General features: G+C 61.3%; 19 protein-coding genes. 3 read left to right on the top strand and 16 right to left on the bottom strand.

Annotation, left to right across the window (positions count from 1 at the left end):
• The first annotated feature begins 59 nt into the window (after positions 1–59).
• Positions 60–1355 (top strand): DNA polymerase IV, encoded by a 1296-nt coding sequence (locus tag ACEN84_RS16490; protein ID WP_413709287.1) that lies wholly within the window; start codon positions 60–62, stop codon positions 1353–1355.
• Here the strand turns inward: ACEN84_RS16490 and ACEN84_RS16485 are convergent.
• Positions 1352–3082: a GNAT family N-acetyltransferase gene (locus tag ACEN84_RS16485; RefSeq protein ID WP_413709286.1), complete on the bottom strand. Its 1731-nt coding sequence runs from the start codon at positions 3080–3082 to the stop codon at positions 1352–1354. The two genes, ACEN84_RS16490 and ACEN84_RS16485, sit on opposite strands and share 4 nt — an antisense overlap.
• 174 nt (positions 3083–3256) lie before the next feature.
• Between ACEN84_RS16485 and ACEN84_RS16480 the strand changes: the two genes are divergently transcribed.
• The gene (locus tag ACEN84_RS16480) at positions 3257–4495 is read left to right on the top strand and encodes a L,D-transpeptidase family protein (RefSeq protein ID WP_413709285.1); all 1239 of its coding nucleotides are present in this window, start codon (positions 3257–3259) and stop codon (positions 4493–4495) included.
• Here the strand turns inward: ACEN84_RS16480 and dnaE are convergent.
• Positions 4492–7977 (bottom strand): DNA polymerase III subunit alpha, encoded by a 3486-nt coding sequence (gene dnaE / locus ACEN84_RS16475; RefSeq protein WP_413709284.1) that lies wholly within the window; start codon positions 7975–7977, stop codon positions 4492–4494. The genes ACEN84_RS16480 and dnaE overlap by 4 nt on opposite strands.
• A 397-nt stretch (positions 7978–8374) precedes the next feature.
• On the opposite strand from dnaE, the gene ACEN84_RS16470 reads away from it, so the two are divergent.
• Complete coding sequence (locus ACEN84_RS16470; protein WP_413709283.1) at positions 8375–8839, top strand: DUF5680 domain-containing protein; 465 nt, start codon at positions 8375–8377, stop codon at positions 8837–8839.
• 3 nt (positions 8840–8842) lie between these two features.
• Here the strand turns inward: ACEN84_RS16470 and ACEN84_RS16465 are convergent, their stop codons facing one another.
• The 14 genes from ACEN84_RS16465 to nuoH form a co-directional block, all read right to left on the bottom strand.
• Complete coding sequence (locus tag ACEN84_RS16465; RefSeq protein ID WP_413709282.1) at positions 8843–9526, bottom strand: ABC transporter ATP-binding protein; 684 nt, start codon at positions 9524–9526, stop codon at positions 8843–8845.
• Positions 9527–9541: 15 nt separating this feature from the next.
• Positions 9542–10849, bottom strand: a complete 1308-nt coding sequence (locus tag ACEN84_RS16460; RefSeq protein ID WP_199628735.1) for a lipoprotein-releasing ABC transporter permease subunit — start codon at positions 10847–10849, stop codon at positions 9542–9544.
• A gap of 13 nt (positions 10850–10862) precedes the next feature.
• Positions 10863–12185: a proline--tRNA ligase gene (proS, locus tag ACEN84_RS16455; protein ID WP_413709281.1), complete on the bottom strand. Its 1323-nt coding sequence runs from the start codon at positions 12183–12185 to the stop codon at positions 10863–10865.
• A gap of 584 nt (positions 12186–12769) precedes the next feature.
• The gene (locus ACEN84_RS16450) at positions 12770–13051 is read right to left on the bottom strand and encodes a DUF1467 family protein (RefSeq protein WP_199628736.1); all 282 of its coding nucleotides are present in this window, start codon (positions 13049–13051) and stop codon (positions 12770–12772) included.
• A 122-nt stretch (positions 13052–13173) separates the two neighbouring features.
• Complete coding sequence (gene mce, locus ACEN84_RS16445; RefSeq protein WP_413709280.1) at positions 13174–13578, bottom strand: methylmalonyl-CoA epimerase; 405 nt, start codon at positions 13576–13578, stop codon at positions 13174–13176.
• A 2-nt stretch (positions 13579–13580) separates the two neighbouring features.
• Positions 13581–15251 (bottom strand): ribonuclease J, encoded by a 1671-nt coding sequence (locus ACEN84_RS16440; RefSeq protein WP_413709279.1) that lies wholly within the window; start codon positions 15249–15251, stop codon positions 13581–13583.
• Between the two features lie 9 nt (positions 15252–15260).
• The gene (locus ACEN84_RS16435) at positions 15261–16025 is read right to left on the bottom strand and encodes a biotin--[acetyl-CoA-carboxylase] ligase (protein ID WP_413709278.1); all 765 of its coding nucleotides are present in this window, start codon (positions 16023–16025) and stop codon (positions 15261–15263) included.
• Positions 16025–17470: an NADH-quinone oxidoreductase subunit NuoN gene (gene nuoN, locus ACEN84_RS16430; protein WP_112720491.1), complete on the bottom strand. Its 1446-nt coding sequence runs from the start codon at positions 17468–17470 to the stop codon at positions 16025–16027. The genes ACEN84_RS16435 and nuoN overlap by 1 nt, the downstream gene beginning before the upstream one ends.
• An 18-nt stretch (positions 17471–17488) precedes the next feature.
• Positions 17489–19000: an NADH-quinone oxidoreductase subunit M gene (locus ACEN84_RS16425; RefSeq protein WP_199628740.1), complete on the bottom strand. Its 1512-nt coding sequence runs from the start codon at positions 18998–19000 to the stop codon at positions 17489–17491.
• Positions 19000–20997 (bottom strand): NADH-quinone oxidoreductase subunit L, encoded by a 1998-nt coding sequence (nuoL, locus tag ACEN84_RS16420; RefSeq protein WP_112720470.1) that lies wholly within the window; start codon positions 20995–20997, stop codon positions 19000–19002. The genes ACEN84_RS16425 and nuoL overlap by 1 nt, the downstream gene beginning before the upstream one ends.
• Positions 20998–21004: 7 nt before the next feature.
• Positions 21005–21313, bottom strand: coding sequence for an NADH-quinone oxidoreductase subunit NuoK (gene nuoK / locus ACEN84_RS16415; RefSeq protein ID WP_018900202.1), 309 nt, complete (start codon positions 21311–21313; stop codon positions 21005–21007).
• A gap of 23 nt (positions 21314–21336) precedes the next feature.
• On the bottom strand, positions 21337–21951 hold the full coding sequence (locus tag ACEN84_RS16410; RefSeq protein ID WP_112720471.1) for an NADH-quinone oxidoreductase subunit J: 615 nt from the start codon (positions 21949–21951) through the stop codon (positions 21337–21339).
• Positions 21952–22094: 143 nt separating this feature from the next.
• Positions 22095–22586, bottom strand: a complete 492-nt coding sequence (gene nuoI, locus ACEN84_RS16405; RefSeq protein ID WP_112720472.1) for an NADH-quinone oxidoreductase subunit NuoI — start codon at positions 22584–22586, stop codon at positions 22095–22097.
• Positions 22587–22626: 40 nt separating this feature from the next.
• Positions 22627–23670 (bottom strand): NADH-quinone oxidoreductase subunit NuoH, encoded by a 1044-nt coding sequence (gene nuoH, locus ACEN84_RS16400; RefSeq protein WP_112720473.1) that lies wholly within the window; start codon positions 23668–23670, stop codon positions 22627–22629.
• Positions 23671–23675: the final 5 nt, after the last annotated feature.

The following is a 23675-nucleotide window of genomic DNA, read 5'->3' as shown; positions in this document are numbered from 1 at the left end:
TGTCTTGAGACTCGAAAGCTTAGAGCGTAAAGTCGCCGTGTTCAACATTTGTTCCAGCGATGACTCACCCTGCGCCTGACAAGACACACGGCTTCTGTCGCGACTGCCTTGCCGAGCAGAAGGGCGAAGCGCGCCGTTGCACGGCCTGCGGCAGCCCGCGCGTGGTGCGTCACAAGGAGCTCTACGGGCTGACGCTGGCGCATATCGACTGCGACGCCTTCTACGCGGCTGTCGAGAAACGCGACAATCCGGAGCTTGCCGACAAGCCCGTGATCATCGGCGGCGGCAAGCGCGGTGTCGTCTCCACCGCCTGCTATATCGCCCGTATCCATGGTGTGCGTTCGGCCATGCCGATGTTCAAGGCGCTCGAGGCCTGCCCGCAGGCGGTCGTCATCCGGCCCGACATGGAAAAATACGGCAGGGTCGGCCGCGAGGTTCGCAGCATGATGCAGGAGCTGACGCCGCTGGTGCAGCCGCTGTCGATCGACGAGGCCTTCCTGGAGCTTGGCGGTACCGAGCGCCTGCACCACGATCCCCCTGCCCGCACGCTGGCGAAATTCGCCCGGCGCGTCGAAAAGGAGGTCGGCATCACCGTTTCCGTCGGTCTCTCCTATTGCAAATTCCTGGCGAAGGTCGCCTCCGACCTGCAGAAGCCGCGGGGGTTTTCGGTGATCGGCCGCGAGGAAGCGGTCGAATTTCTGGCGCCTCGCCCCGTCACCACGATCTGGGGCGTCGGCAAGGCATTCGCCGCCACGCTTGAATCCGACGGCATCCGCACGATCGGGCAGCTGCAGCAGATGGAAGAGACCGACCTGATGCGCCGCTACGGCAGCATGGGCCAGCGCCTCGCCCGTCTCTCGCGCGGCGTCGACGACCGTGAGGTGCATCTGAACGAGGCGGCAAAGAGCGTCTCGGCGGAGACGACATTCTTCGAGGACATCTCGCGGTACGACGATCTGGTGCCGATCCTGCGCAATCTCTCCGAGAAGGTCTCCTGGCGGCTGAAGAAGGATGACATCGCCGGGCATACCGTGGTGCTGAAGATGAAGACCGCGGACTTCAAGCTCCGGACACGCAACCGGCGCCTCGAAGACCCCACCCAGCTTGCCGACCGCATATTTCGCACCGGCATCGAGCTTCTGGAGAAGGAGACCGACGGCACGAAATTCCGCCTGATCGGCATCGGTGTCAGCGATCTCTGCGATCCCGGCCGCGCCGATCCGCCCGATTTGATCGACCAGCAATCTACACGGCGGGCGGCGGCGGAAGCGGCGATGGACAAGCTGCGCGACAAGTTCGGCAAGGGCACGGTCGAGACCGGCTATACATTCGGCGGCGGCAAGCGCGAGCGCTAGACGGGTTCCACCGCGTGCAGTTCGGCGAGAACGGCTGCCTTGTTCAATGCCGCCTGCGCGTAATCCGGTGCCTTTTCAAGAGCATGCGAATAGCTCTCAACGGCTTCGTCGAGACGGCTCATGCGGCGCAGGACATTGCCGCGATTGTTGAAGGCCGTGGCATAGCCGGGCGACAGGGCGATCGCCCGGTCATAGCTCGCCAGCGCCGCCTCATCGCGCTTCAGGGCCGCCAGGATATTGCCGCAAGTGCAATGGGCGGCCGCATCCTCCGGCCGTAACGCCAGTGCCTGGGCCACCTCTGTCTGCGCGGCCTCGAACCTGCCCTGCTGCAGCAGGACCAGCGCCAGCTGATGATGGGCGGCGAAATGAGCGGGCTCCGCCTCGATAACGCGGCGATAGCCTGAGGCTGCCCGATCGAGCGCGCCCTGGCGGTGATCGTTGACCGCGGTCTGCATCAATGTGTCGAGCTCGCCCGCATTGGCCGGGCGGCGGCGTGCGGCTTCGAGATTGGCCCAGAGGGCGCGGCCGCGCACATGATCCGGATCGGCCGCAAGGATCTGCCGGCAGCAGAGCGCTGCATTCTCCAGATCGCCCCTGGCCGCCATATGCGAGGCACGGGTGCAGACGGCATCCAGCGATCGCGGATCGAGGCGATCGCCGATATTGCGCTCCGAGACCGTCATCACCCGGCGGCGCTCGACCTGGTGCTGCTCGGCACCGAAAGTGAACTTGTAGGAGTAATCCCCGGTGCCGAAGTCATAGACACGGAAGCCGTTTTCGATCCCCCAGCGCAGGCAGTAGCAATGCAGCGCAAAGCCCGGACTGTGAGACTGCGCCTCGCTATCCCGGCCGCCGATGAAGCAGTGCATCGTCTTCTTCTTGTGGTCGAGATAGAGGATCTGCGCGGCAACCGCCCTGTCCTCCTCCCAGAGAACCGGCACGAAGAGCGATCCGTCATCGAAGGAGCCACGCAGCATCTTGCGGCAACCATCGATGATGCCCGCCGCATATTCCGGCTGGCGCGCACCCCATTGCGCATTCCACATGGCGTAGAAGGTTTCGAGGTTCTGCTCGAATGTCTCTGATGTCGTGTGGGTGATGTGCATCCCGTGCTTGCCGTTCGCAAGGTCGCGCAGCGCCCATCGCGCATTGCGGCGCGTCTTGGGGCTGAGACGGGTGCTGAGGAAGGTCTCGAAATCAGCCTCCAGCGGAATATAGACATAGGCGTCGTGATCGATGTCTTCGCCGGCATCGGTGATATGGCTGGCGCGGACCACCTTGACCGGGACGAAATCGGCGCGCGGGAAGCTGCCGATCAGCGCCTGCAGGCGCTCGTCCGAGAGATAGATTTCATCGAGATTGAAGCGGCGCCAGTTGAAGGTCTGAAGACTGGCGGCGAAAGCGGCCATCGCATCGTCCATCTGCTCCGGCAGCGAGAGGATGCCGCTATAGACCGAGAACGGCATGCCGGCCATGTGAATGGCATTGTAGAAGCCGTGGCCGGGCTCGAAATCCAGGCGGATCTGCAGCGGCAGGAAGGCGACATAGGCCGCGCCCTCGGCAGGTCTCGCCGCGAGAACGTGCCAGTTGCCGCGCGTTTCCAGATAGCGCCGTATCCAGTTCCAGGACATGAAATAGTGCGATTCCGGATCGGCCTCGTAGACCGCTTCCCAATCCGGGCGCAGTCTGCCGAGCTCGTCGAACGCGGATACAATATCGACGTACATGGCGGGTCTCCCAACCGCTTAGCCCCCGCAGATTTGCATATATTCGATCACCCTACAATAAGCGGCCACTTGATCACTAATGCGTGAGACGCGAAGCCGGGTGGCGCGGGTCAAGCCTTCCTTAAACTTCGTTGAATATTGTCCCAGCCAAGTATTTCGTATTGGTTGGGTAACATGTTCTCGCGTATTGTTTTCGGCCTCGGCTTGCTGTCGGCGACCGCCTTGGTGAACCCTGCTCTTGCGGCAGACGCCCGGACGCTGCAAATCATCGTCTCCAAGGACAAGCAGTCGCTTGCCGTCTATGACGGCACGGAGGTCGTGGCGACCTCGAAAGTCTCGACCGGCAAGCCCGGCCATACGACGCCGAGCGGCATCTTCTCGGTGCTCGAGAAGAAGAAATATCACGAATCCAATCTCTATTCGGCTGCACCCATGCCCTGGATGCAGCGGCTGACATGGTCCGGCATTGCGCTGCACGAGTCGAATTCCGTGCCGCGCTATCCGGCCTCGCATGGCTGCGTGCGCATGCCCGCCGCCTTCGCCAAGGAACTTTACAAGATGACGGACCTCAGCGTTCCCGTCATCATCAGCGATGCGGCGGTGGTGCCCGAGCCGATCGATCATCCTTCGCTGTTCCGCCCGAATGCGCCGGAACCGGCGCTCCTGCTTTCCGACGTGCAGCTTCGCCCGGCAATCGGCAGCAGCGATGGCGAGCCGGTGCAGCTGGCGATGAATACGGTCTCAGCCTCGCTGATCCCGCCGGCTGCGGCAGCGCCTGAAAATGTCGAACCGATCCGCATCCTGATCACGCGGCGCGCCCAGCGCGAGGCGATCATCGACATCCAGACCTACCTGAACCAGCTTGGCTTCAACGCCGGCAATCCCGATGGCCTGCTCGGCCCCTCGACGGTGCAGGCGATCAACGCTTTCAAGGCCTTGCGCCCCGCGCAGTTCAAGGGCGACCGGGCGCTGACCAGCGATACTCTCCTGAGGGAAGTTTACGCAGCCGTCGGCAAGGGCGAACCGCCGAACGGCGTGCTGATGATCCGCCAGGATTTCAAGCCGCTGTTCGAGGCGCCTGTGATCATCGACAATCCGCAGCTGGCGCTCGGCACGCATTTCTTCACGCTGCATAAGGTGGATCAGGAAAACGGCACGGCCGACTGGCTAGGCCTGACGCTCGACAACAATCTGCCTTCGCAGACGATGAAGCGGCTCGGCATCAAGACGCAGGAGGGCTCGATCATCATGGGCAGCCCGATCAGTAACGCGCTGTCGCGCATCCAGATCCCGGACGAGACGCGCAAGCGCGTCGACGCGCTGCTTGCCGCCGGTTCGACGATGACCATATCCGATACCGGCATTGGCCCGGAAACCGGCGCCGGCACCGATTTCATCACCGTGACGCGCTAGACAAGCTCGACATCGATAATCCCCGGCGCGGCCCGCAAGGCGGCCGCGATTTCGGGCGTGATCCGGTATTTCTGCGGCAGCGCCACCTCGACCTCGCGCTTGCCGTCTTCCTTGATGACGATGAAGGACACGAGGCCGTCGCCCTTGGCATTCAGGTGCGCAGCGACCGCCTTCAGCGGGCCGGAATCGCGGACATAGACGCGCAGTGCCTTCTGCATCTGCAGCGATTTCTCTTCCAGCGACTGGACGGTCTGCAGGCGCAGGCTGACGCCTTCCGGGCGCTCTTCGCCGGTTGCCGTGATCACGAAGGATTTTCCGGGCTCCAGGATATCGCGATACTGGTTCAGCATTTCCGAGAACAGCACGGATTCGAACTGGCCGGATGAATCCGAGAAGACGATGATGCCCATCTTGTTGCCGGTCTTCGTCTTGCGCTCCTGCTTGGAGATGACTGTGCCGGCGAGGCGGCCATTGGCAGCCCCCTGCTTCACCGCCGCCGAAAAATCCGCAAAGGTCTGAACGCGCATCTTCTGCAACAGGCTGTTGTAGGTGTCGAGCGGATGAGCCGTCAGGTAGAAGCCGAGAACCTGGAATTCCTTGAGCAGGCGCTCCGAAGCAAGCCAGGGCGAGAATGGCGGCAGCGCGATCTTCTCGGGGCCTGACGAGAGAGCGCCGCCGAAGATGTCCGACTGGCCGCTCAGCTTGTTTTCCTGGGCGCGCTGCGCATAGCCGAGAACGCGGTCGAGACCGGCCGAAAGCTGGGCACGATCGATATTGAAGCAATCGAAGGCACCGGCATAGATCAGGCTTTCCAGCACGCGGCGGTTCACCTGGCGCGGATCGATGCGCAGGCAGAAATCCTCGATGCTGGCGAAGGGCTTGTCGCCGCGGACCTGAACGATGTGCTCGACGGCGTTTTCGCCGACGCCCTTGATCGCCGCCAGCGCGTAGTAGATCCGCTGGTCGCCGGTTTCGAAATGGCGGAAGGAGGTCTGCACCGAGGGCGCGATGACCTCGATGCCGAGACGCTTGGAATCCTGGCGGAAGTCGTTGACCTTGTCGGTATTCGACATATCGAGCGTCATCGAGGCGGCCAGGAACTCGACCGGATAATGCGCCTTCATATAGGCGGTCTGGTAGGAAACGATGGCGTAGGCGGCGGCGTGCGACTTGTTGAAGCCGTAGTTCGCGAACTTGGCGAGCAGCTCGAAGATGTTATCGGCCTGCGGCTTCGATACGCCGTTCTTGACGGCGCCGTCGACGAAGCGCTCGCGCTGCTGGTCCATCTCGGCCTTGATCTTCTTACCCATGGCGCGGCGCAGTAGGTCGGCCTCGCCGAGCGAATAGCCCGAGAGCACCTGGGCGATCTGCATGACCTGTTCCTGGTAGACGATAACGCCCTGGGTTTCCTTCAGCAGATAGTCGATCGTCGGATGGATAGACTCGACCTCTTCCTCGCCGTGCTTGCGAGCATTGTAGGTCGGGATGTTTTCCATCGGTCCCGGACGGTACAGCGCCACCAGCGCGATGATGTCCTCGATACAGTCGGGCTTCATGCCGATCAGCGCCTTGCGCATGCCGGCACTTTCCACCTGGAACACACCGACCGTTTCGCCGCGCGACAGCATCTCGTAGGTCCGCTTGTCGTCGAGCGGAATGGAGGCGAGATCGACTTCGATGCCGCGCTTCTTGCAGAAATCGACGGCGACCTTGAGCACTGTCAGCGTCTTCAGGCCGAGGAAGTCGAACTTCACGAGGCCGGCCTGTTCGACCCATTTCATGTTGAACTGGGTGACCGGCATGTCGGAACGCGGGTCCCGATACATCGGCACCAGCTTCGACAGCGGACGGTCGCCGATGACGATACCGGCGGCGTGCGTCGAGGCGTGGCGGTAGAGACCTTCGATCTTCTGGGCGATATCGAGCAGGCGGGCGACAACGGGCTCCTTGTCGGCCTCTTCCTGGAACTTCGGATCTTCTTCGATCGCCTTGTGCAGGGGCGTCGGATTGGCCGGGTTGTTGGGCACCATCTTGCAGATCTTGTCGACCTGGCCATAGGGCATTTCGAGCACGCGGCCGACGTCGCGCAGTGCAGCGCGGGCCTGCAGCGAACCGAAGGTGATGATCTGCGCCACCTGCTCGCGGCCGTATTTCTTCTGCACGTAGCGGATCACCTCTTCGCGGCGATCCTGGCAGAAGTCGATATCGAAGTCGGGCATCGAGACGCGTTCCGGATTGAGGAAGCGTTCGAAGAGCAGCGAGAAGCGCAGGGGATCAACGTCGGTGATCGTCAGCGCATAAGCGACGAGCGAGCCCGCACCCGAACCGCGGCCGGGGCCGACGGGGATGTCATGCTGCTTGGCCCATTTGATGAAGTCCGCAACGATCAGGAAGTAGCCGGGGAACTTCATGCGCTCGATGACGCTGAGCTCGAATTCCAACCGCTCGCGGTAATCCTTCTCTTCGTAGCCAGCCGACATGCCGAGTGTCGCGAGGCGCATGTCGAGCCCCTCCTCCGCCTGGCGGCGAAGCTCCAGCGCCTCGGCGCGCTCGGCTTCCTCGGGATCGGCGGTGGCGCCGGTGAAGCGCGGCAGGATCGGTTTGCGGGTTTTCAGGACGAAGGAGCAACGCCGGGCGATCTCGATCGTATTCTCAAGCGCCTCCGGCAAATCGGCAAAGAGCTTCGCCATTTCGGCGCGACTCTTCAGGTAATGGTCCGGCGTCAAGCGGAAGCGGCTGTCGTCGGAAACGATGGCGTTATGGGCCACCGCCATCAGCGCATCATGCGCGTCGTAATCGTCGCGCGTCGGGAAGAAGGCCTCGTTGGTGGCGACCAGCGGCAGGTCGTGCTCATAGGCGAGACCGATGATCTTCTGTTCATGGCGCTTGTCGTAAGTGCCGTGGCGCTGCAGCTCGACATAGAGCCGGTCACCGAACAGTGACTTCAGCGTCAGCAGCCGCGATACGGCCGGCGCCAGGTGCCCCTGCTTGAGGGCCATATCGACCGGGCCGCTGAGCGAACCCGTCAAGGCGATCAGGCCTTCGGTGCCCGCCTCTTCCAGCCAGGACGAGCGAATGTGGATCGCCTGCCCGTCCTCGCCGCCGAGATAGGCGCGGCTGACGAGATCGACGAGGCGCTCATAACCGTCATCGCTGGTGGCAAGCACGACGATCGACGGGAGCTTGCCCATCATCTGCTGGCCGCCGCGCTTCTCGATCTCCAGGCCGTCTTCCATGTCGATCGACAGCTGGCAGCCGATGATCGGCTGCAGGCCCTCGTCCATGGCTTTCTGCGAGAATTCGAGCGCGACGAACAGGTTGTTCGTATCGGTGATGGCGATCGCCGGTTGGCTATCGCCCGCAGCTTTGTAGAGAACCTTCTTCAGCGGCAGCGCGCCCTCGAGCAGTGAATAGGCCGAGTGCACGCGCAGATGAACGAAGCCCGGCGTCCCGCCGATAAATCCGCTCTCTGCTTCCGCCATGACACGTCCCTTCAATCGCCCGTATGAATCGGCGCCATTGTCGGTCGTGGCCGTGGAGATGTCCAGAAGAAGACCCCGTCTTGAACCGCATGGCAGCCATGCGATCCCCTGAAAAATTACATTGCCATCAGGATCAGCGAGAAGCTGGCAACGAACATTGCGATGGAGGTGAATGCTGCGACGTCACGGATCATGTCAGTCATTTGGCTCTCCTTTACTCGTTATGTTTTTATTTTGTTCCACTCTTGTTCTTTCGTCAACAGGAATCTTTTCCGTTTGGTTAACGCGCGTCCGGGGGCGTTCGCCCACCTATCCCAGCCGGCGGCAATCGCTCTGTTCTCTATTTGTTCTTTACAGAAGGTCACGCATCTGCGACAACGCTCGCAGGAGGCGCGCCATGTATCTCACCCTGCTCAATGACTTCATCGTCGAGGCGAAATCGAGGACCTACGTGGGTGGCGGCAGTCCGCGTCCATCCTGCCGTCTGGGGTCGCATGACATCGGCTACGAGCGTGGCGAATGGCGCTATCTCGACAGCTATTTCGGCGGAACGGATTTTTGCGGCCAGGAAACGGTTTGGCTGAATGGCGAGCCCATCTGGGCGATGAACTATTTCGGCCACATCATCGAGCCCGGGCTGATCGACGGCAGCCGCGCCGGCGCCGTCATCAAGGCGGCCCTGTCGTCGATGTATTCCGACAAGAAGCGCTTTCTCGGCGGCATGGAATTCGACCACGCCTTCGGCCTCTATATCGACAGCAGCGAGGGCGACTGCGCACATTTCCGCGGCATGGAAATGATCATCGTCGAGGAACGGCGCGCCTATGAACTCGACTACCGCGGCGGCCTGATCCGGCTCTGAGGCTCAGAAGTCGACGACCTTGCCGTCGCTGATCGTCACCCGGCGGTCCATGCGGCTGGCGAGCTCGTGATTATGCGTGGCGATCAGGGCCGCCAAACCGGACTGGCGCACCAGCGCCTCCAGAGCATCGAAGACGTAGTTGGCGGTTTCCGGATCGAGATTGCCGGTCGGTTCGTCGGCGAGCAGCAGGCTTGGCGCATTGGCAACGGCGCGGGCGATCGCCACGCGCTGTTGCTCGCCGCCGGAGAGCTCGCCCGGGCGATGGGCGCCGCGATGGCCGATGCGCATGTATTCGAGCAGCTGCTGGGCGCGGACGGCGGCTTCCTTGCGCGCAAGGCCCGATATCATCTGCGGCATCATGATGTTTTCCTGGGCCGAGAATTCCGGCAGCAGGTGATGAAACTGATAGACGAAGCCGATCTCGCTACGGCGGATCGCCGTGCGCTTATCGTCGGACAGTCCGTTGCAGGCATGGCCGTTGATGCTGACCTCACCGTCATCAGGATGTTCCAGGAGGCCCGCCAGATGGAGCAGCGTCGACTTGCCGGTGCCCGACGGCGCGACGAGAGCGACGATCTCGCCGCTGTGCAGCGTGAAGTCGGCCCCCTTCAGGATGGAGAGCACCGTATCGCCCTGCCCGTAGTGACGCTCGACGCCGGAAAGCTTGAGAACGACATTGCGTTTCATGGAGTTCAGCATTCCTTATTCGTAGCGCAGCGCCTGCACCGGATCGAGCCGTGAAGCCCTCCAGGCCGGGAAGATGGTCGCAAGAAAAGACAGCGTCAGAGCCATGATGACGACCGAAGTCGTCTCGCTGACGCTCATCTGCGCCGGCAGCTGGCTCAGGAAGTAGAGCTGCGGATTGAAGAGTATCGTTCCGGTGACCCAGGAGAAGAACTGGCGGATCGACTCAATATTGATGCAGACGACGACGCCGAGCAGCACGCCGGCGAGCGTGCCGACGATGCCGATCGCAGCCCCGGTCATAAAGAAGATGCGCATGATGGCGCCGGAGCTCGCCCCCATGGTGCGCAGGATGGCGATGTCGCTGCCCTTGTCCTTCACCAGCATAATCAGGCCGGAGATGATGTTCAGCGCCGCGACGAGAACGATCAGCGTCAGGATCATGAACATGACGTTGCGCTCGACTTGGAGGGCCGAGAAGAAGGTCTGGTTGCGCTGGCGCCAGTCGGTGATGGCGATCTGGCGGCCGGCGGCAGCCTCCACCTTCGGCCTCAGATTGTCGATGTCATCTGGATTGCTGGCGAAGAGTTCGATCGATTGCACCAGCCCTTCGGAATTGAAATAGAGCTGCGATTCCTCGAGCGGCATGTAGATGATGGCGGAATCATATTCTGACATGCCGATCTCGAAGATGCCGGAGACCGTATATGACTTGACCCGCGGATTGATGCCCATCGGCGTGACGTCACCTTCGGGCGAGATCAGCGTGATCGTATCACCCGCCTGCAGGCCGAGCTGGTTGGCCATGCCGGAGCCGATCAGCACGCCCTGCCCGGACATGAAACCGACGAGGTCGCCCGACTTGATGTTGTCGGAAACGGTCTTCAGCTTGGTCAGATCTTCAGGGCGAATGCCGCGCACCAGCGCGCCGGTGCCAGCACCGCCCTGACCGGAGGCCAGCGTCTGTCCCTCGACAAGCGGCAGGGCCATGCGAATGCCGGGAACGGCGGCGAACTTTTCCGTCAGCGCCGCATAATCGGTGAAGGGCGCATCGACCGGCTGGACGATCATGTGGCCGTTGATGCCGAGGATGCGGGAGATCAGCTCAGTGCGGAAGCCGTTCATCACCGCCATGACGATGATCAGCGTCGCAACGCCGAGCATGATGCCGACGAAGGAGAAGCCGGCGATGACCGAAATGAAGGCTTCCTTGCGCCGGGCGCGCAGATAGCGCCAGGCGACCATACGTTCGAAGGTGGAAAATGGCTTGCTCGCCGGACCGAAGCCGGATTTCGAACCCCGCTTGTCCACTGCTGCCTCTGCCATTTCGCCTCCGTTATCAGCCCAAGAGCTTATTGATTGCCGCGTCGATGGTCATCGTCTCGCGGGCGCCCGTCTTGCGGTCCTTGACTTCCACTTCGCCGTTCGCGACCGCGCGCGGGCCGGCAATGATCTGAACGGGAACGCCGATCAGGTCAGCCGTCGCAAACTTCGTTCCGGCGCGATCGTCGGTGTCGTCATAGAGGACGTCCTTGCCACCCTTGGAGAGCGCTGCGTAGATCTTCTCGCAGGCACTGTCGCAGGCGGCGTCGCCGGCCTTCATGTTGATCACGATCGCATCGAACGGCGCGACGGAGGCCGGCCAGATGATTCCGTTCTCATCATGCGATGCTTCGATGATGGCGGGAACAAGGCGTGTCGGGCCGATGCCGTAGGAACCCATGTGAACATTGTGTTCCTTGCCGTCGGGACCCTGGACCTTGGCGCCCATCGGCTCGGAATATTTCGTGCCAAAATAGAAGATGTGGCCGACTTCGATACCGCGGGCCGACAGGCGTTCGCCTTCGGGGATCGCGTCGAAGGCAGCCTCATCGTGCATTTCGGAGGTCGCGGCATAGAGCGACGTCCACTTGTCGAAGACGCTTTCCAGACCCTTGACGCTGTCGAAATCGGTGTCGGCTTCCGGGATGTCGAAATTGACGAAATCCTTGTGGCAGAACACTTCGGACTCGCCGGTGTCGGCAAGAATGATTAATTCGTGGCTGTGGTTGCCGCCGATCGGTCCGGTATCGGCGCGCATCGGGATGGCGCGCAGGCCGAGACGGTCGAAGGTGCGCAGGTAGGCCACGAACATCTTGTTATAGGAGTGGATCGCCCCCTCCTTCGTCAGATCGAAGGAATAGGCATCCTTCATCATGAACTCGCGCGAGCGCATGGTGCCGAAGCGCGGACGGATCTCGTCGCGGAACTTCAGCTGGATGTGGTAGAGGTTGAGCGGCAGGTCCTTGTAGGACTTGACGTAGGCCCGGAAGATGTCGGTGACCATTTCCTCGTTGGTCGGGCCGTAGAGCATCGGACGGTCCTGGCGGTCCTTGATGCGCAGCATTTCCTTGCCGTAGGCGTCGTAGCGGCCGCTTTCCTGCCAGAGCTCGGCGGACTGCAGCGTCGGCATCGACAGCTCGATGGCGCCGGCGCGGTTCTGCTCTTCGCGGATGATGTTGTTCACCTTGTCGAGAACACGCTTGCCGAGCGGCAGCCAGGAATAGATGCCCTGCGACTGCTGGCGGATCATGCCGGCGCGCAGCATCAGCCGGTGGGAGACGATTTCCGCCTCCTTGGGGTTTTCCTTCAGGATGGGCAGGAAGTAGCGGGACAGACGCATGGCGGATTCCAGAGCAGTTGGGATTCCACTTCAATCGCGGAATCGACGGCGTTCGTTAATGGTGGGAGCGTTCATAGCTGCTTCGCAGCCGGAAAGAAACCCGCGAGCAGCGCAAGCAGCCTTCCGCAGACGCAAGTTGGCGTCCGGAAAACGCAAATGTAGAAAAAATCGCGCATTTATAAGGGCTTGCATCAAAATCTTGTCAACAGGAATTTTTTGCCCGACTGTAGCAAAAATGCAAAAAAAGCTGGTGACAAAGCCCAATCTTTGAGCTAGTTTCAGCTCACAAAACAGGCAAGGAGATAAATTCTTGCCAATTCGCGGTCAAGTCTTGGGAGGATCAGATCTTAGGCGCGCTCGTCGCAGCCCCGGCAACGGTTACAGATCACGCGATACTTAAAACAAGGCTTTTAGCCTTGTTTTTTTTTGGTTTTTCGGCCCCTTCCCTAACGTGAACATCAGAGAATTGACGTAACGGCAGACATCGCTGCCGCCGCGTGAGCTCTTTGCATCATGTTGATGACAGCCGTATGACGGCATTTTCGCTGGCGCTAACACATATGCTCAAAGATTGAGCAAAAGCCCTATTCGATATTGAAGCTCGGGCCGATCTGCGGCAGGGCATCGAAGCCCCAGCCGAAATAGGTCGAAGACACGTACCAGGTGCCATAGATGATCGCCGAAATCACCGTCGTCAGCGAGAAGACGAAGAGCGGCCGGAAGCGCGCCGGAGCGCTCGGAACCGTGCCGAGCACCACCTCGTTGTCTTCCGCCTGGGTGCGCAGACCGATCGGCAGAACGGCGAATAGCGTGAGCCACCAGACGATGAAATAGACGGCGAAGCCCTGTAGGAAAATCTGCAGCATGGCGGGTCCCAAATCGCGTTACGACCATCGCAACGCCGCGCTTATAGAGTGGAATGGCGCAAAGCTCAAATCACGCCGCGACCAATGCTGGGGACTAGGTCACTCTGCCGCAGAGGCGGCCGTCAGACCTGCTCCAGCTCGATCAGCGTGCCGAAGAAATCCTTGGGATGCAGGAAGAGCACCGGCTTGCCGTGGGCGCCGGTCTTCGGTTCGCCGTTGCCGAGCACCCTCGCCCCTGAGGTGATCAGGTGATCGCGTGCGGCGGTGATGTCGGCGACTTCGTAGCAGATGTGGTGCATGCCGCCCGACGGGCTCTTTTCGAGGAAGGCGGCGATCGGCGAGTTTTCGCCGAGCGGTTCCAAGAGCTCGACCTTGGTATTGTCGAGCTCGACGAAGACGACGGTGACGCCGTGCTCCGGCAGAGGCTGCGGCGCCGATACGCTGGCGCCGAGCGTATCGCGGTAGCTTGCCGTCGCGGCGGCGAGATCGGGGACGGCAATCGCGATGTGATTGACGCGGCCGAGCATGATCAGACCTTGGTCAGGAAAGCTGTGACGACGGGCTTCTTGCCCCAGGCGTGGTTGGCGGCGGCGCGAACCGCGCGGCGGATCGCTTCCTGCACCATGTCGAGATCCTTGCGGCGGGCACGCGGAATGCTCTCGACGGCGCCGATGACGGCGTCGAACAGCGTGTCTTCCATCTCGTCGCCTTCATCGTCATAGACGGGTAGACCGATGGCGACGAGATCCGGCTCGCCGATGATGTCGTAGCGGCTGTCGAGCACAACGTTGACGGCGACATGACCGACATAGGCGAGCTTCTTGCGCTCGCCGATACCCATCTCGTCGAAATCACCGATCAGCGAGCCGTCCTTGTAGATGCGGCCATGCGGGGCTTCGTCGATGACTTCGGCCGGACCAGGTGCCAGACGCAGGATGTCGCCGTTGCGCACGCGCGGCACGCTTGCGATGCCGGACTGCTCCGCCAGTTCCTTGTGCGCCGTCAGATGCGTCGCCTCGCCGTGGACAGGCACGACGATCCTCGGGCGAACCAGCTGATACATCTTTTGCAGCTCGTTACGGCGCGGATGGCCGGAAACGTGGACCAGCGCTTCACCGTCGGTGATGATGTGGACACCCTGCTCGACGAGGCCGTTCTTGATGTCCTGGATCGCCTTCTCGTTGCCCGGGATGGCGCGCGAGGAGAAGACGACGATATCGCCGGCGGCGAGCGCCACATTGCGCATCTCGTCGCGCGAGAGCTTGGCGAGTGCGGCGCGCGGTTCGCCCTGGCTGCCGGTCAGGATCACCACGACCTTGTCGCGCGGGATGTAGCCGTATTCGTCTTCGGAGATGAAGGGCTTGATGCCTTCCATGATGCCGATGTCGCGCGAGACGTCGACGACGCGCTTCAGCGAGCTGCCGAGCAGCAGCACTTCGCGGCCGGCGGCTTCGGCGGCCTCGGCGACGGTGCGGATACGGCCGACATTCGAGGAGAAGGTGGTGATCGCCACGCGTCCCTCGGCATTCTCGATGATCTTGCGCAGGCTTTCCGAGACGTCCTTCTCCGAGGGCGAGACGCCGTCGCGCAGGGCGTTGGTGGAATCGCACATCAGCGCCAGAACGCCTTCGTCGCCGAGTTGGCGGAAGCGGTTCTCGTCGGTCAGCGGCCCGAGCGACGGCTCGTGGTCGATCTTCCAGTCGCCGGTGTGAATGACATTGCCGAGCGGCGTGCGGATCATCAGCGACATCGGCTCGGGGATCGAGTGGTTGACGGCCACGCCTTCGATGCTGAAGGGGCCGACATTGATCGTGTCGCCGGCCTTGAAGATCGTCACCGGCACTTCGCCGATCGCGTCCTTCTCGAAATTGCGCTTGGCTTCGAGCAGGCCCGCGGTAAAGGGCGAGGCATAGACGGGAACATTGAGGCCCGGCCAGAGATCGGCTAGCGCGCCGTAGTGATCTTCGTGCGCGTGGGTAATGATGATCGCCTTCAGGCTTTTGCGCTCGGTGGCGAGATAGCGGATGTCGGGCAGCACGAGATCGACGCCCGGCAGGTCTGGACCCGGGAAGGTCACGCCGCAATCGACCATGATCCACTGGCGGTGATCCGCAGGGCCATAGCCGTACAGAGCGAGATTCATGCCGATCTCGCCGACGCCGCCCAGCGGAAGAAATACCAGTTCGTCTTGTTTCGCCATTAGGTCCTACTATCCAAAGAAAACGTCGCCGGCGGCGATCCGCATCATCCTGCCTGCGCCGGTATCGAGCATCAACAGCCCATTATCATCAATTCCAGCGAAATGGCCGGAAATCGACCTGTCCGGTAAATTCACGGTAATCTTCTCGCCGACGCCGCAGGCTACCTCGCGCCAGCGCGCGGTGATTTCCTTGATGCCGCGCCCGGCGTTCCAGACATCCAGCACTTCGGCCATCGAGGCAAAGAGATGGGCGAAGAGCTCCTCGGGCGAGGCCGAGCTGCCCTGCTCGCGCAGACATGTCACCGGATACATCGGGTTGTCAGGCATGACCGAGACATTGATGCCGATGCCGATCACCAGCGCATAGCGCCCGTCCGGCAGCTGCTCGCCTTCGACGAGGATGCCGCAGGTCTTCTTGCGTCCGATCAGGATGTCGTTCGGCCATTTGACCTCGAGCGGCTCTGCGCCGGGCGACAAAACCTGGCGGATCGCCTGATGGACGGCGACAGCAATCGCCAGCGGCAGGGATCCCATGCGCTCCATCGGAGCAGGATCGATCAGGAGAAGGGAAGAATAGAGATTGCCGGGTTCGGAGACCCAGGGGCGTCCGCGGCGGCCGCGGCCGCCGGTCTGCCTGACCGCGGTCACCCAGAGGAGGCCGGGGTCCCCTGCCCGGGCCCGGGCAAGGCATTCTGTGTTGGTCGAAGGTGTCTCCGTCAGGGCTTCGTGCCTGATATCGCCGAGCGATATCCGGCGCCGCGCTGGAGACATCATCAGAACAGCGTCGCTGCCGCCAGCTCAGCCGCGCCGCCGATCGGACCGCCGATGAGAACATAGGCGAGAACGAACAGGCCGGAGAGACCGTAAACCAGCTTGAGGGCGCCGGAGACGCGGGCAAACTCACCCTTGGCTTCATCGAACCACATCAGCTTGATGACGCGCAGGTAGTAGTAGGCGCCGACGACCGATGCGAGAACGCCGATGATGGCGAGCGCATAGAGCTTGGCTTCGATGGCTGCGACGAAGACGAAGTACTTCGCGAAGAAGCCAGCGAGCGGCGGGATACCGGCAAGCGAGAACATCAGGATGGTGAGAACCGTCGCCATGAATGGGTTGGTGCTCGAGAGACCAGCCAAATCGTCGATCGCTTCGACGACGGTGCCATCCTTGCGGCGCATCGACATGATGATCGCGAAGGAGCCGAGTGTCATGACCATGTAGATGACCATGTAGAGCATGACGCCGGAGACGCCCGTCTGGTTGCCGGCTGCAAGACCGACCAGCGCATAACCCATGTGACCGATCGACGAATAGGCCATCAGTCGCTTGATGTTCTTCTGGCCGATAGCGGCGAAGGAGCCGAGCAGCATCGAGGCGATCGAGATGAAGACCACGACCTGCTGCCAGTCAGCCATGATCGGCTGGAAGGCGGTGATGACGATACGGGTCATCATGGCCATGGCGGCAACCTTCGGAGCGCTCGCCAGGAAGGCGGTGACCGGGGTCGGCGCACCTTCGTAAACGTCGGGCGTCCACATGTGGAACGGCACGGCCGAGATCTTGAAGGCGATACCGGCGAGGATGAAGACCAGGCCGAAGATCAGGCCGAGCGAACGCGCGCCTTCGACATTGAGCGCCTGGGCGATATCGGCGAAGTGCGTATGGCCGGTGAAGCCATAGACCAGCGACATGCCGTAAAGCAGCATGCCCGAGGACAGCGCGCCGAGCACGAAATACTTCAGGCCGGCTTCCGTCGACTTGACGCTATCGCGGTTGATCGCAGCGACGACGTAGATCGCCAACGACTGCAGCTCGAGGCCGAGATAGAGCGCGATCAGGTCGTTTGCCGAGATCATCAGCATGATGCCGAGGGTGCAGAGCACGAGGAGAACCGGGAACTCGAACTTGTCGAGCTGGTTTTCCTTGGCGTGGCCGAGCGACATGAAGAGCGCCACGAAGGAGCCGGTCAGCGCCGTCACCTTCATGAAGCGGGAGAAGCCGTCCGCCTTGTAGACGCCGCCAAAGGCGAGGCCGTTGGACGGGATGAAGATCAGCCAGAGAGCCGCAGCCGCGAACAGGATCATGGCGAGCACGCTCACCAGACGCCCGGACCGCTCGCCCGTGAAGACACCGATCATCAGCAGGACAAGGGCGCCTACCGCGAGGATCAGCTCCGGCGCGGTGAGATGCAGGCTTGCAAGAATGGTTTCAGCGGTCATGTCCAAAAAGTCCCGTCATCAGTTCATCGACAGCGCAACGTTCTGCGCTGCGTGTACGGCGGCCGTATAATTGTTCACCAGCATGTCAACCGAAGCGGCCGTCGCATCGAAGACCGGAGCCGGATAGACACCGAAGAAGATGGTCAGCGCGATCAGCGGGTAGAGCAGCATCTGCTCACGCGGCGAAAGATCGAGCAGAGCCTTCAGCTTTTCCTTTTCAAGCGCACCGAAGATCACGCGGCGATAGAGCCACAGAGCATAGGCAGCCGACAGAATGACGCCGGTGGCAGCGAAGAGTGCAACCCAGGTATTGGCGCGGAAGACGCCGATCAGGGTCAGGAATTCGCCGATGAAGCCCGAGGTGCCCGGCAGACCGACATTGGCCATGGTGAACACCATCATCGCCACTGCGTATTTCGGCATGTTGTTGACCAGACCACCGTAAGCCGCGATCTCGCGGGTATGGGTTCGGTCGTAAACGACGCCGACGCAGAGGAAGAGCGCGCCAGAGACGATGCCGTGCGACAGCATCTGGAAGATCGAGCCTTGAACGCCCTGCATGTTGGCGGCGAAGATGCCCATGGTCACGTAGCCCATGTGCGCTACCGACGAGTAGGCGATCAGCTTCTTGATGTCGTCCTGCATCATCGCCACCAGCGAGGTGTAGATGATGGCGATGACGGACAGTGCGAAGACCATCGGCGCAAAGAAGTCGGAGGCAACAGGGAACATGCCGAGCGAAAAGCGGATCAGGCCGTAGCCGCCGAGCTTCAGGAGCACGCCTGCCAGGATGACGGACCCGGCCGTCGGCGCCTGAACGTGCGCGTCGGGAAGCCAGGTGTGAACCGGCCACATCGGCATCTTGACAGCGAAGGAGGCGAAGAAGGCCAGCCATAGCCATGTCTGCATCTGCGGCGGGAACTTGTAGGCGAGCAGCGCCGAGATATCGGTCGTGCCGGCCTGCCAGTACATCGCCATGATGGCGAGCAGCATCAGCACCGAGCCGAGCAGCGTGTAGAGGAAGAACTTGTAGCTCGCATAGACGCGGTTCGCGCCTCCCCAGACACCGATGATCAGGAACATCGGGATGAGGCCGGCTTCGAAGAAGACGTAGAAGAGCACGATATCAAGCGACACGAAGACACCGACCATCATCACTTCGAGGATGAGGAAGGCGATCATGTATTCCTTCAGGCGCTTCTCGATCGAGAGCCAGCTTGCCAGCACGCAGAAGGGCATGAGGAAGGTCGACAGGATGACGAACAGCATCGAGATGCCGTCGACGCCGACATGGTAGCCGATGCCGGTACCGAGCCAGGCGTGCTTCTCGACCATCTGGAAGCCCGGATTGGCGTTATCGAAGCCAGTCCAGATGAGGAGCGACAGCAGGAACGTGACGATCGTCGTGATCAACGAGATGTTGAGCACGTTGCGGCGGCCGTTCGGGCCGCTTTCATTCATCAGCAGCAGAAGCACCACGCCGACGAGCGGCAGGAAGGTGACCGTTGTAAGAATAGGCCAATCGGTCATCAGAAGGAACTCCCGAGCATCATCCAGGTAACGAGCGCTGCAATGCCGATCAGCATCGCGAAGGCGTAGTGATAGAGGTAACCGGTCTGCAGGCGGACCACGCGGTTCGTGACATCGACGACGCGGGCGGCAATGCCGTTCGGGCCGTAGGTATCGATGACGCCGACGTCACCCTTCTTCCACAGGAAGTTGCCAAGAGCCTTGGCGGAGCGGACGAAGAGGAAGTCGTAGAGTTCGTCGAAGTACCACTTGTTGAGCAGGAACTGGTAGAGGACGCGGTGCTGCTGCGCGAGAACGCGCGGCGTCGACGGCGACTTGATGTACATGTACCAGGCGGTCACGAAGCCGATGACCATCGCAATGAACGGGCTGAGCGCGACCAGGGCCGGAACGTGATGGAAGTGCTCCAGCAGTTCGTTTTCCTTGGAGGTAAACAGCGCGCCCTTCCAGAATTCGGCATATTCTTCGCCATAGAAGCGGCCCTCGAAGAGGAAGCCGGCGAAGACTGCGCCGATTGCCAGGATGTAGAGCGGCACCAGCATGACCTGCGGCGATTCATGGACGTGATGCATGACTTCGTGGGAAGCGCGCGGCTTGCCGAAGAAGGTCAGGAAGATCAGGCGCCAGGAATAGAAGCTGGTGAACAGAGCGGCGATGACGAGCAGCGTGAAGGCGAAGCCTGCAGCCGGCGAGTGCGACGCGTAGGTAGCCTCGATGATCACGTCCTTCGAGAAGAAGCCCGCAAAACCGATCGGAGTGAACGGAATGCCGACGCCAGTGATGGCGAGCGTACCGATCATCATCATCCAGAACGTGACCTTGATGTGCGGACGCAGGCCGCCCATGTAACGCATGTCCTGCTCGCCATCGACGGCGTGGATAACCGAACCGGCGCAGAGGAAGAGCAGTGCCTTGAAGAAGGCGTGCGTAAAGAGATGGAAGATCGCGGCACCATAGGCCCCTACTCCGAGCGCCACGAACATGTAGCCGAGCTGCGAGCAGGTGGAATAGGCGATGACGCGCTTGATGTCGTTCTGAACGAGACCGACCGTTGCCGCGAAGAAGGCAGTGATCGCGCCGATGATGGTGACGAAGGTCAGCGCATCATGCGACAGTTCGAAGAGCGGCGACATGCGGGCGACGAGGAAGACACCGGCGGTAACCATGGTCGCGGCATGAATGAGCGCCGAAACCGGCGTCGGGCCTTCCATGGCGTCCGGCAGCCAGGTGTGCAGCAGGAACTGAGCCGACTTACCCATGGCACCCATGAAGAGCAGCAGGCAGACGGCGGTCAGCGCATGCGTCTTGTCGAGCTGCATGCCGAAGAGGTTGAGAACGACTTCGCTGGCAGCTTCTGCACCTTCATGCGGCGCGAAGTTCGCAGCGTTGGCGAAGATCGTGTCGAAGTTGATGGCGCCGAAGAGAACGAAGACGCCTGCGATACCGAGCACGAAGCCGAAGTCGCCGACGCGGTTGACGATGAAGGCCTTCATCGCCGCAGCCGAAGCCGACGGCTTCTTGAACCAGAAGCCGATCAGCAGATAGGACGCCAGACCAACGCCTTCCCAGCCGAAGAACATCTGCAGCAGGTTGTCGGAGGTCACCAGCATCAGCATGGCGAAGGTAAAGAGCGACAGATAGGCGAAGAAGCGCGGACGATGCGGGTCGTGGTGCATGTACCCGATCGAGTAGATGTGCACGAGCGTCGAGACCGTGTTGACGACGATCAGCATGACCGAGGTCAGCGTGTCGATGCGCAGGGACCAGGAGACGTCGATGCCGCCGGACTGGATCCAGCGCAGGACTTCAACCTTGATCGCGCCTTCCGGATGGCCGAGGGCCACCGTGAAGAAGACGTACCAGGAGAGAGCGGCGGCGATGATCATCAGGCCGCTGGTGACATATTCCGATGCCTTGGCGCCGATCGCGCGGCCGAAAAGGCCGGCGATGATTGCGCCGATCAAGGGAAGAAAGACGATAGCCTTATAGAGGAACATGAGCCGCTCAGCCCTTCATCATATTGACGTCTTCGACCGCGATCGAACCGCGGTTGCGGTAGAAGACAACGAGAATTGCAAGACCGATGGCCGCTTCCGCAGCCGCGACGGTCAGAATGAAAAGTGCGAAGACCTGGCCGACGATGTCGTTGAGGAACGACGAGAAGGCGACCATGTTGATATTGACCGCAAGCAGGATCAGCTCGATCGACATGAGAATGACGATGATGTTCTTGCGGTTCAGGAAGATGCCGAAGACGCCGAGCGTGAAGAGGATGGCGCTGACCGTCAGGTAATGGGAAAGACCGATGACCATGTTCTTGTTCCTTGTCCCTGCGCTTAGAGGCCCTGCCCCGGCTTGACGGTGACCACCTCGACGGCGGTCGCCGGCGTACGGGCAACCTGCTGGGAAATATTCTGACGGCGAATGTTGGTGCGGTGCCTCAGCGTCAGCACGATCGCACCGATCATCGCGACGAGAAGGACCAGACCGGCGATCTGGAAGAAGTAGACGTAGTTCGTATAGAGCACGTCACCGAGCGCCGCCGTGTTGGTGCGCTCCGTCAGAGCCGGGATCGGCATGGCGACGGTCTTGGCGATCTCGGGCGAGATCACGCTGCCGCCGATGACGATGATCAGCTCAGCGGCTAGGATGATGCCGATCAGCGCGCCGATCGGCGCATATTCGAGAACGCCTGCGCGCAGCTCCGTGAAGTCGATGTCGAGCATCATGACTACGAAGAGGAAGAGAACCGCGACCGCGCCGACATAAACGACCAGCAGGATCATCGCCAGGAACTCGGCGCCAAGCAGCAGGAAGAGGCCCGCGGCATTGAAGAAGGTCAGGATGAGGAACAGAACCGAGTGAACCGGGTTCTTTGCCCAGATGACCATGAACGCCGACGCGACCGCGACGAAGGCAAAAAGATAGAAAAATAGAGCCTGCAGACCCATGTTGGTGCCTTTTTCATCTTCCCCCGGGCAGCCGGGAGTTTCCCTGCCCGATGAAGCTCCGTCTACCCTGAAGGGCCGGCAAAGCTCCGGTGCATGTTGACCGCGGGCGGCTGTCGCCTGCCCTGCGGCATTTCAAATTTCAATCAGCGGTACGGCGCGTCGATCGCGATATTGCGCGCGATTTCGCGTTCCCACCGGTCGCCATTGTCGAGAAGCCGCTGCTTGTCGAAGTAAAGCTCTTCGCGGGTTTCCGTGGCGAATTCGAAATTCGGGCCTTCGACGATCGCATCGACCGGGCAGGCTTCCTGGCAGAAGCCGCAGTAGATGCACTTCACCATGTCGATGTCGTAACGCACCGTACGGCGGGTGCCGTCATTGCGTCGCGGGCCAGCTTCGATGGTGATCGCCTGAGCGGGACAGATCGCTTCGCAGAGCTTGCAGGCGATGCAGCGCTCTTCGCCGTTCGGATAACGGCGCAGCGCGTGTTCGCCGCGGAAGCGCGGAGAAACCGGACCCTTTTCGAACGGGTAGTTGATCGTCGCCTTCTGCTTGAAGAAGTAGCGCATCGACAGAAAGAATGCGCCGACGAATTCCTTGAGGAACAGCGAGCTGACGGTGTTTGACAAGCTTGCCATCTTCAACCTCCAAATTTGCCGGAAACGAGGGATGTCATGATCATGCCCATCCCGTCAGTTTCAGCACGAATGCAACGATAATGACCATGGCGAGCGACAGCGGAAGGAAGACCTTCCAGCCGAGGCGCATCAGCTGGTCGTAGCGGTAGCGCGGCACGAATGCCTTGACCATCGCGAACATGAAGAACACCAGGCACGACTTGAGCATGAACCAGATGATGCCCGGGACCCAATTGATGAGCCAGAAATCAACCGGAGGCAGCCAGCCGCCGAGGAAGAGGATCGTCGTCAGCGAGCACATCAGGCAGACGGCCGCATATTCGCCGAGCATGAACATCATGTACGGCGAGGAACCGTATTCGACCATGAAGCCGGCAACCAGTTCCGATTCCGCTTCCGGAAGGTCGAAGGGCGGACGGTTGGTTTCAGCGAGCGCCGAGATGAAGAAGATGATGAACATCGGGAACAGCGACAGCCAGTGCCAGTCGAGGAACGAGCTGGGCAGGCCGAGCTTGGTGCCGAGACCGGTCTGCTGCGCCATGACGATATCCGTCAGGTTCAGCGAACCCACGCAGAGAAGAACGGTGACGATGACGAAGCCGATCGAGACTTCGTAGGACACCATCTGCGCAGCAGAGCGGAGCGCGCCGAGGAACGGATACTTCGAGTTCGAAGCCCAGCCGCCCATGATGATGCCGTACACTTCGAGCGACGAGATCGCGAAGATGTAGAGAATGCCGACATTGATGTTGGCGATCACCCAGCCGTTGGAGAACGGGATTACGGCCCAGGTGGACAGTGCCAGAAGCACGGTCACCAGCGGTGCCAGCAGGAAGACGACCTTGTTGGCGCCGGCCGGAATGACCGGTTCCTTGAAGACGAACTTCAAAAGGTCGGCAAACGACTGGAAAAGGCCGAAGGGACCAACCACATTGGGTCCACGGCGCAGCTGAACGGCTGCCCAGATCTTACGGTCGGCAAGCAGAATGTATGCGATGAAGACCAGCAGGCAGACCAGGAGCAGCAGCGACTGACCGACCATTAGAAGGCCAGGCAAGACATAAGTTGAAACAAACGATTCCATAGTCC

Origin of the sequence: Rhizobium sp. Rhizsp82, from assembly GCF_047325115.1 — a bacterium.
In the GTDB taxonomy this organism is placed as follows: domain Bacteria; phylum Pseudomonadota; class Alphaproteobacteria; order Rhizobiales; family Rhizobiaceae; genus Rhizobium.
The sequence above is the reverse complement of the archived record's forward strand: the minus strand, read 5'-3'. Positions and strand labels throughout refer to the sequence as shown.

Coding starts and splice junctions, on each gene's coding strand:
- ACEN84_RS16490 (WP_413709287.1), top strand. CDS start 60: ATGACTCACCCTGCGCCTGACAAGACACACGGCTTCTGTCGCGACTGC.
- ACEN84_RS16485 (WP_413709286.1), bottom strand. CDS start 3,082: ATGTACGTCGATATTGTATCCGCGTTCGACGAGCTCGGCAGACTGCGC.
- ACEN84_RS16480 (WP_413709285.1), top strand. CDS start 3,257: ATGTTCTCGCGTATTGTTTTCGGCCTCGGCTTGCTGTCGGCGACCGCC.
- dnaE (WP_413709284.1), bottom strand. CDS start 7,977: ATGGCGGAAGCAGAGAGCGGATTTATCGGCGGGACGCCGGGCTTCGTT.
- ACEN84_RS16470 (WP_413709283.1), top strand. CDS start 8,375: ATGTATCTCACCCTGCTCAATGACTTCATCGTCGAGGCGAAATCGAGG.
- ACEN84_RS16465 (WP_413709282.1), bottom strand. CDS start 9,526: ATGAAACGCAATGTCGTTCTCAAGCTTTCCGGCGTCGAGCGTCACTAC.
- ACEN84_RS16460 (WP_199628735.1), bottom strand. CDS start 10,849: ATGGCAGAGGCAGCAGTGGACAAGCGGGGTTCGAAATCCGGCTTCGGT.
- proS (WP_413709281.1), bottom strand. CDS start 12,185: ATGCGTCTGTCCCGCTACTTCCTGCCCATCCTGAAGGAAAACCCCAAG.
- ACEN84_RS16450 (WP_199628736.1), bottom strand. CDS start 13,051: ATGCTGCAGATTTTCCTACAGGGCTTCGCCGTCTATTTCATCGTCTGG.
- mce (WP_413709280.1), bottom strand. CDS start 13,578: ATGCTCGGCCGCGTCAATCACATCGCGATTGCCGTCCCCGATCTCGCC.
- ACEN84_RS16440 (WP_413709279.1), bottom strand. CDS start 15,251: ATGGCGAAACAAGACGAACTGGTATTTCTTCCGCTGGGCGGCGTCGGC.
- ACEN84_RS16435 (WP_413709278.1), bottom strand. CDS start 16,025: ATGATGTCTCCAGCGCGGCGCCGGATATCGCTCGGCGATATCAGGCAC.
- nuoN (WP_112720491.1), bottom strand. CDS start 17,470: ATGACCGCTGAAACCATTCTTGCAAGCCTGCATCTCACCGCGCCGGAG.
- ACEN84_RS16425 (WP_199628740.1), bottom strand. CDS start 19,000: ATGACCGATTGGCCTATTCTTACAACGGTCACCTTCCTGCCGCTCGTC.
- nuoL (WP_112720470.1), bottom strand. CDS start 20,997: ATGTTCCTCTATAAGGCTATCGTCTTTCTTCCCTTGATCGGCGCAATC.
- nuoK (WP_018900202.1), bottom strand. CDS start 21,313: ATGGTCATCGGTCTTTCCCATTACCTGACGGTCAGCGCCATCCTCTTC.
- ACEN84_RS16410 (WP_112720471.1), bottom strand. CDS start 21,951: ATGGGTCTGCAGGCTCTATTTTTCTATCTTTTTGCCTTCGTCGCGGTC.
- nuoI (WP_112720472.1), bottom strand. CDS start 22,586: ATGGCAAGCTTGTCAAACACCGTCAGCTCGCTGTTCCTCAAGGAATTC.
- nuoH (WP_112720473.1), bottom strand. CDS start 23,670: ATGGAATCGTTTGTTTCAACTTATGTCTTGCCTGGCCTTCTAATGGTC.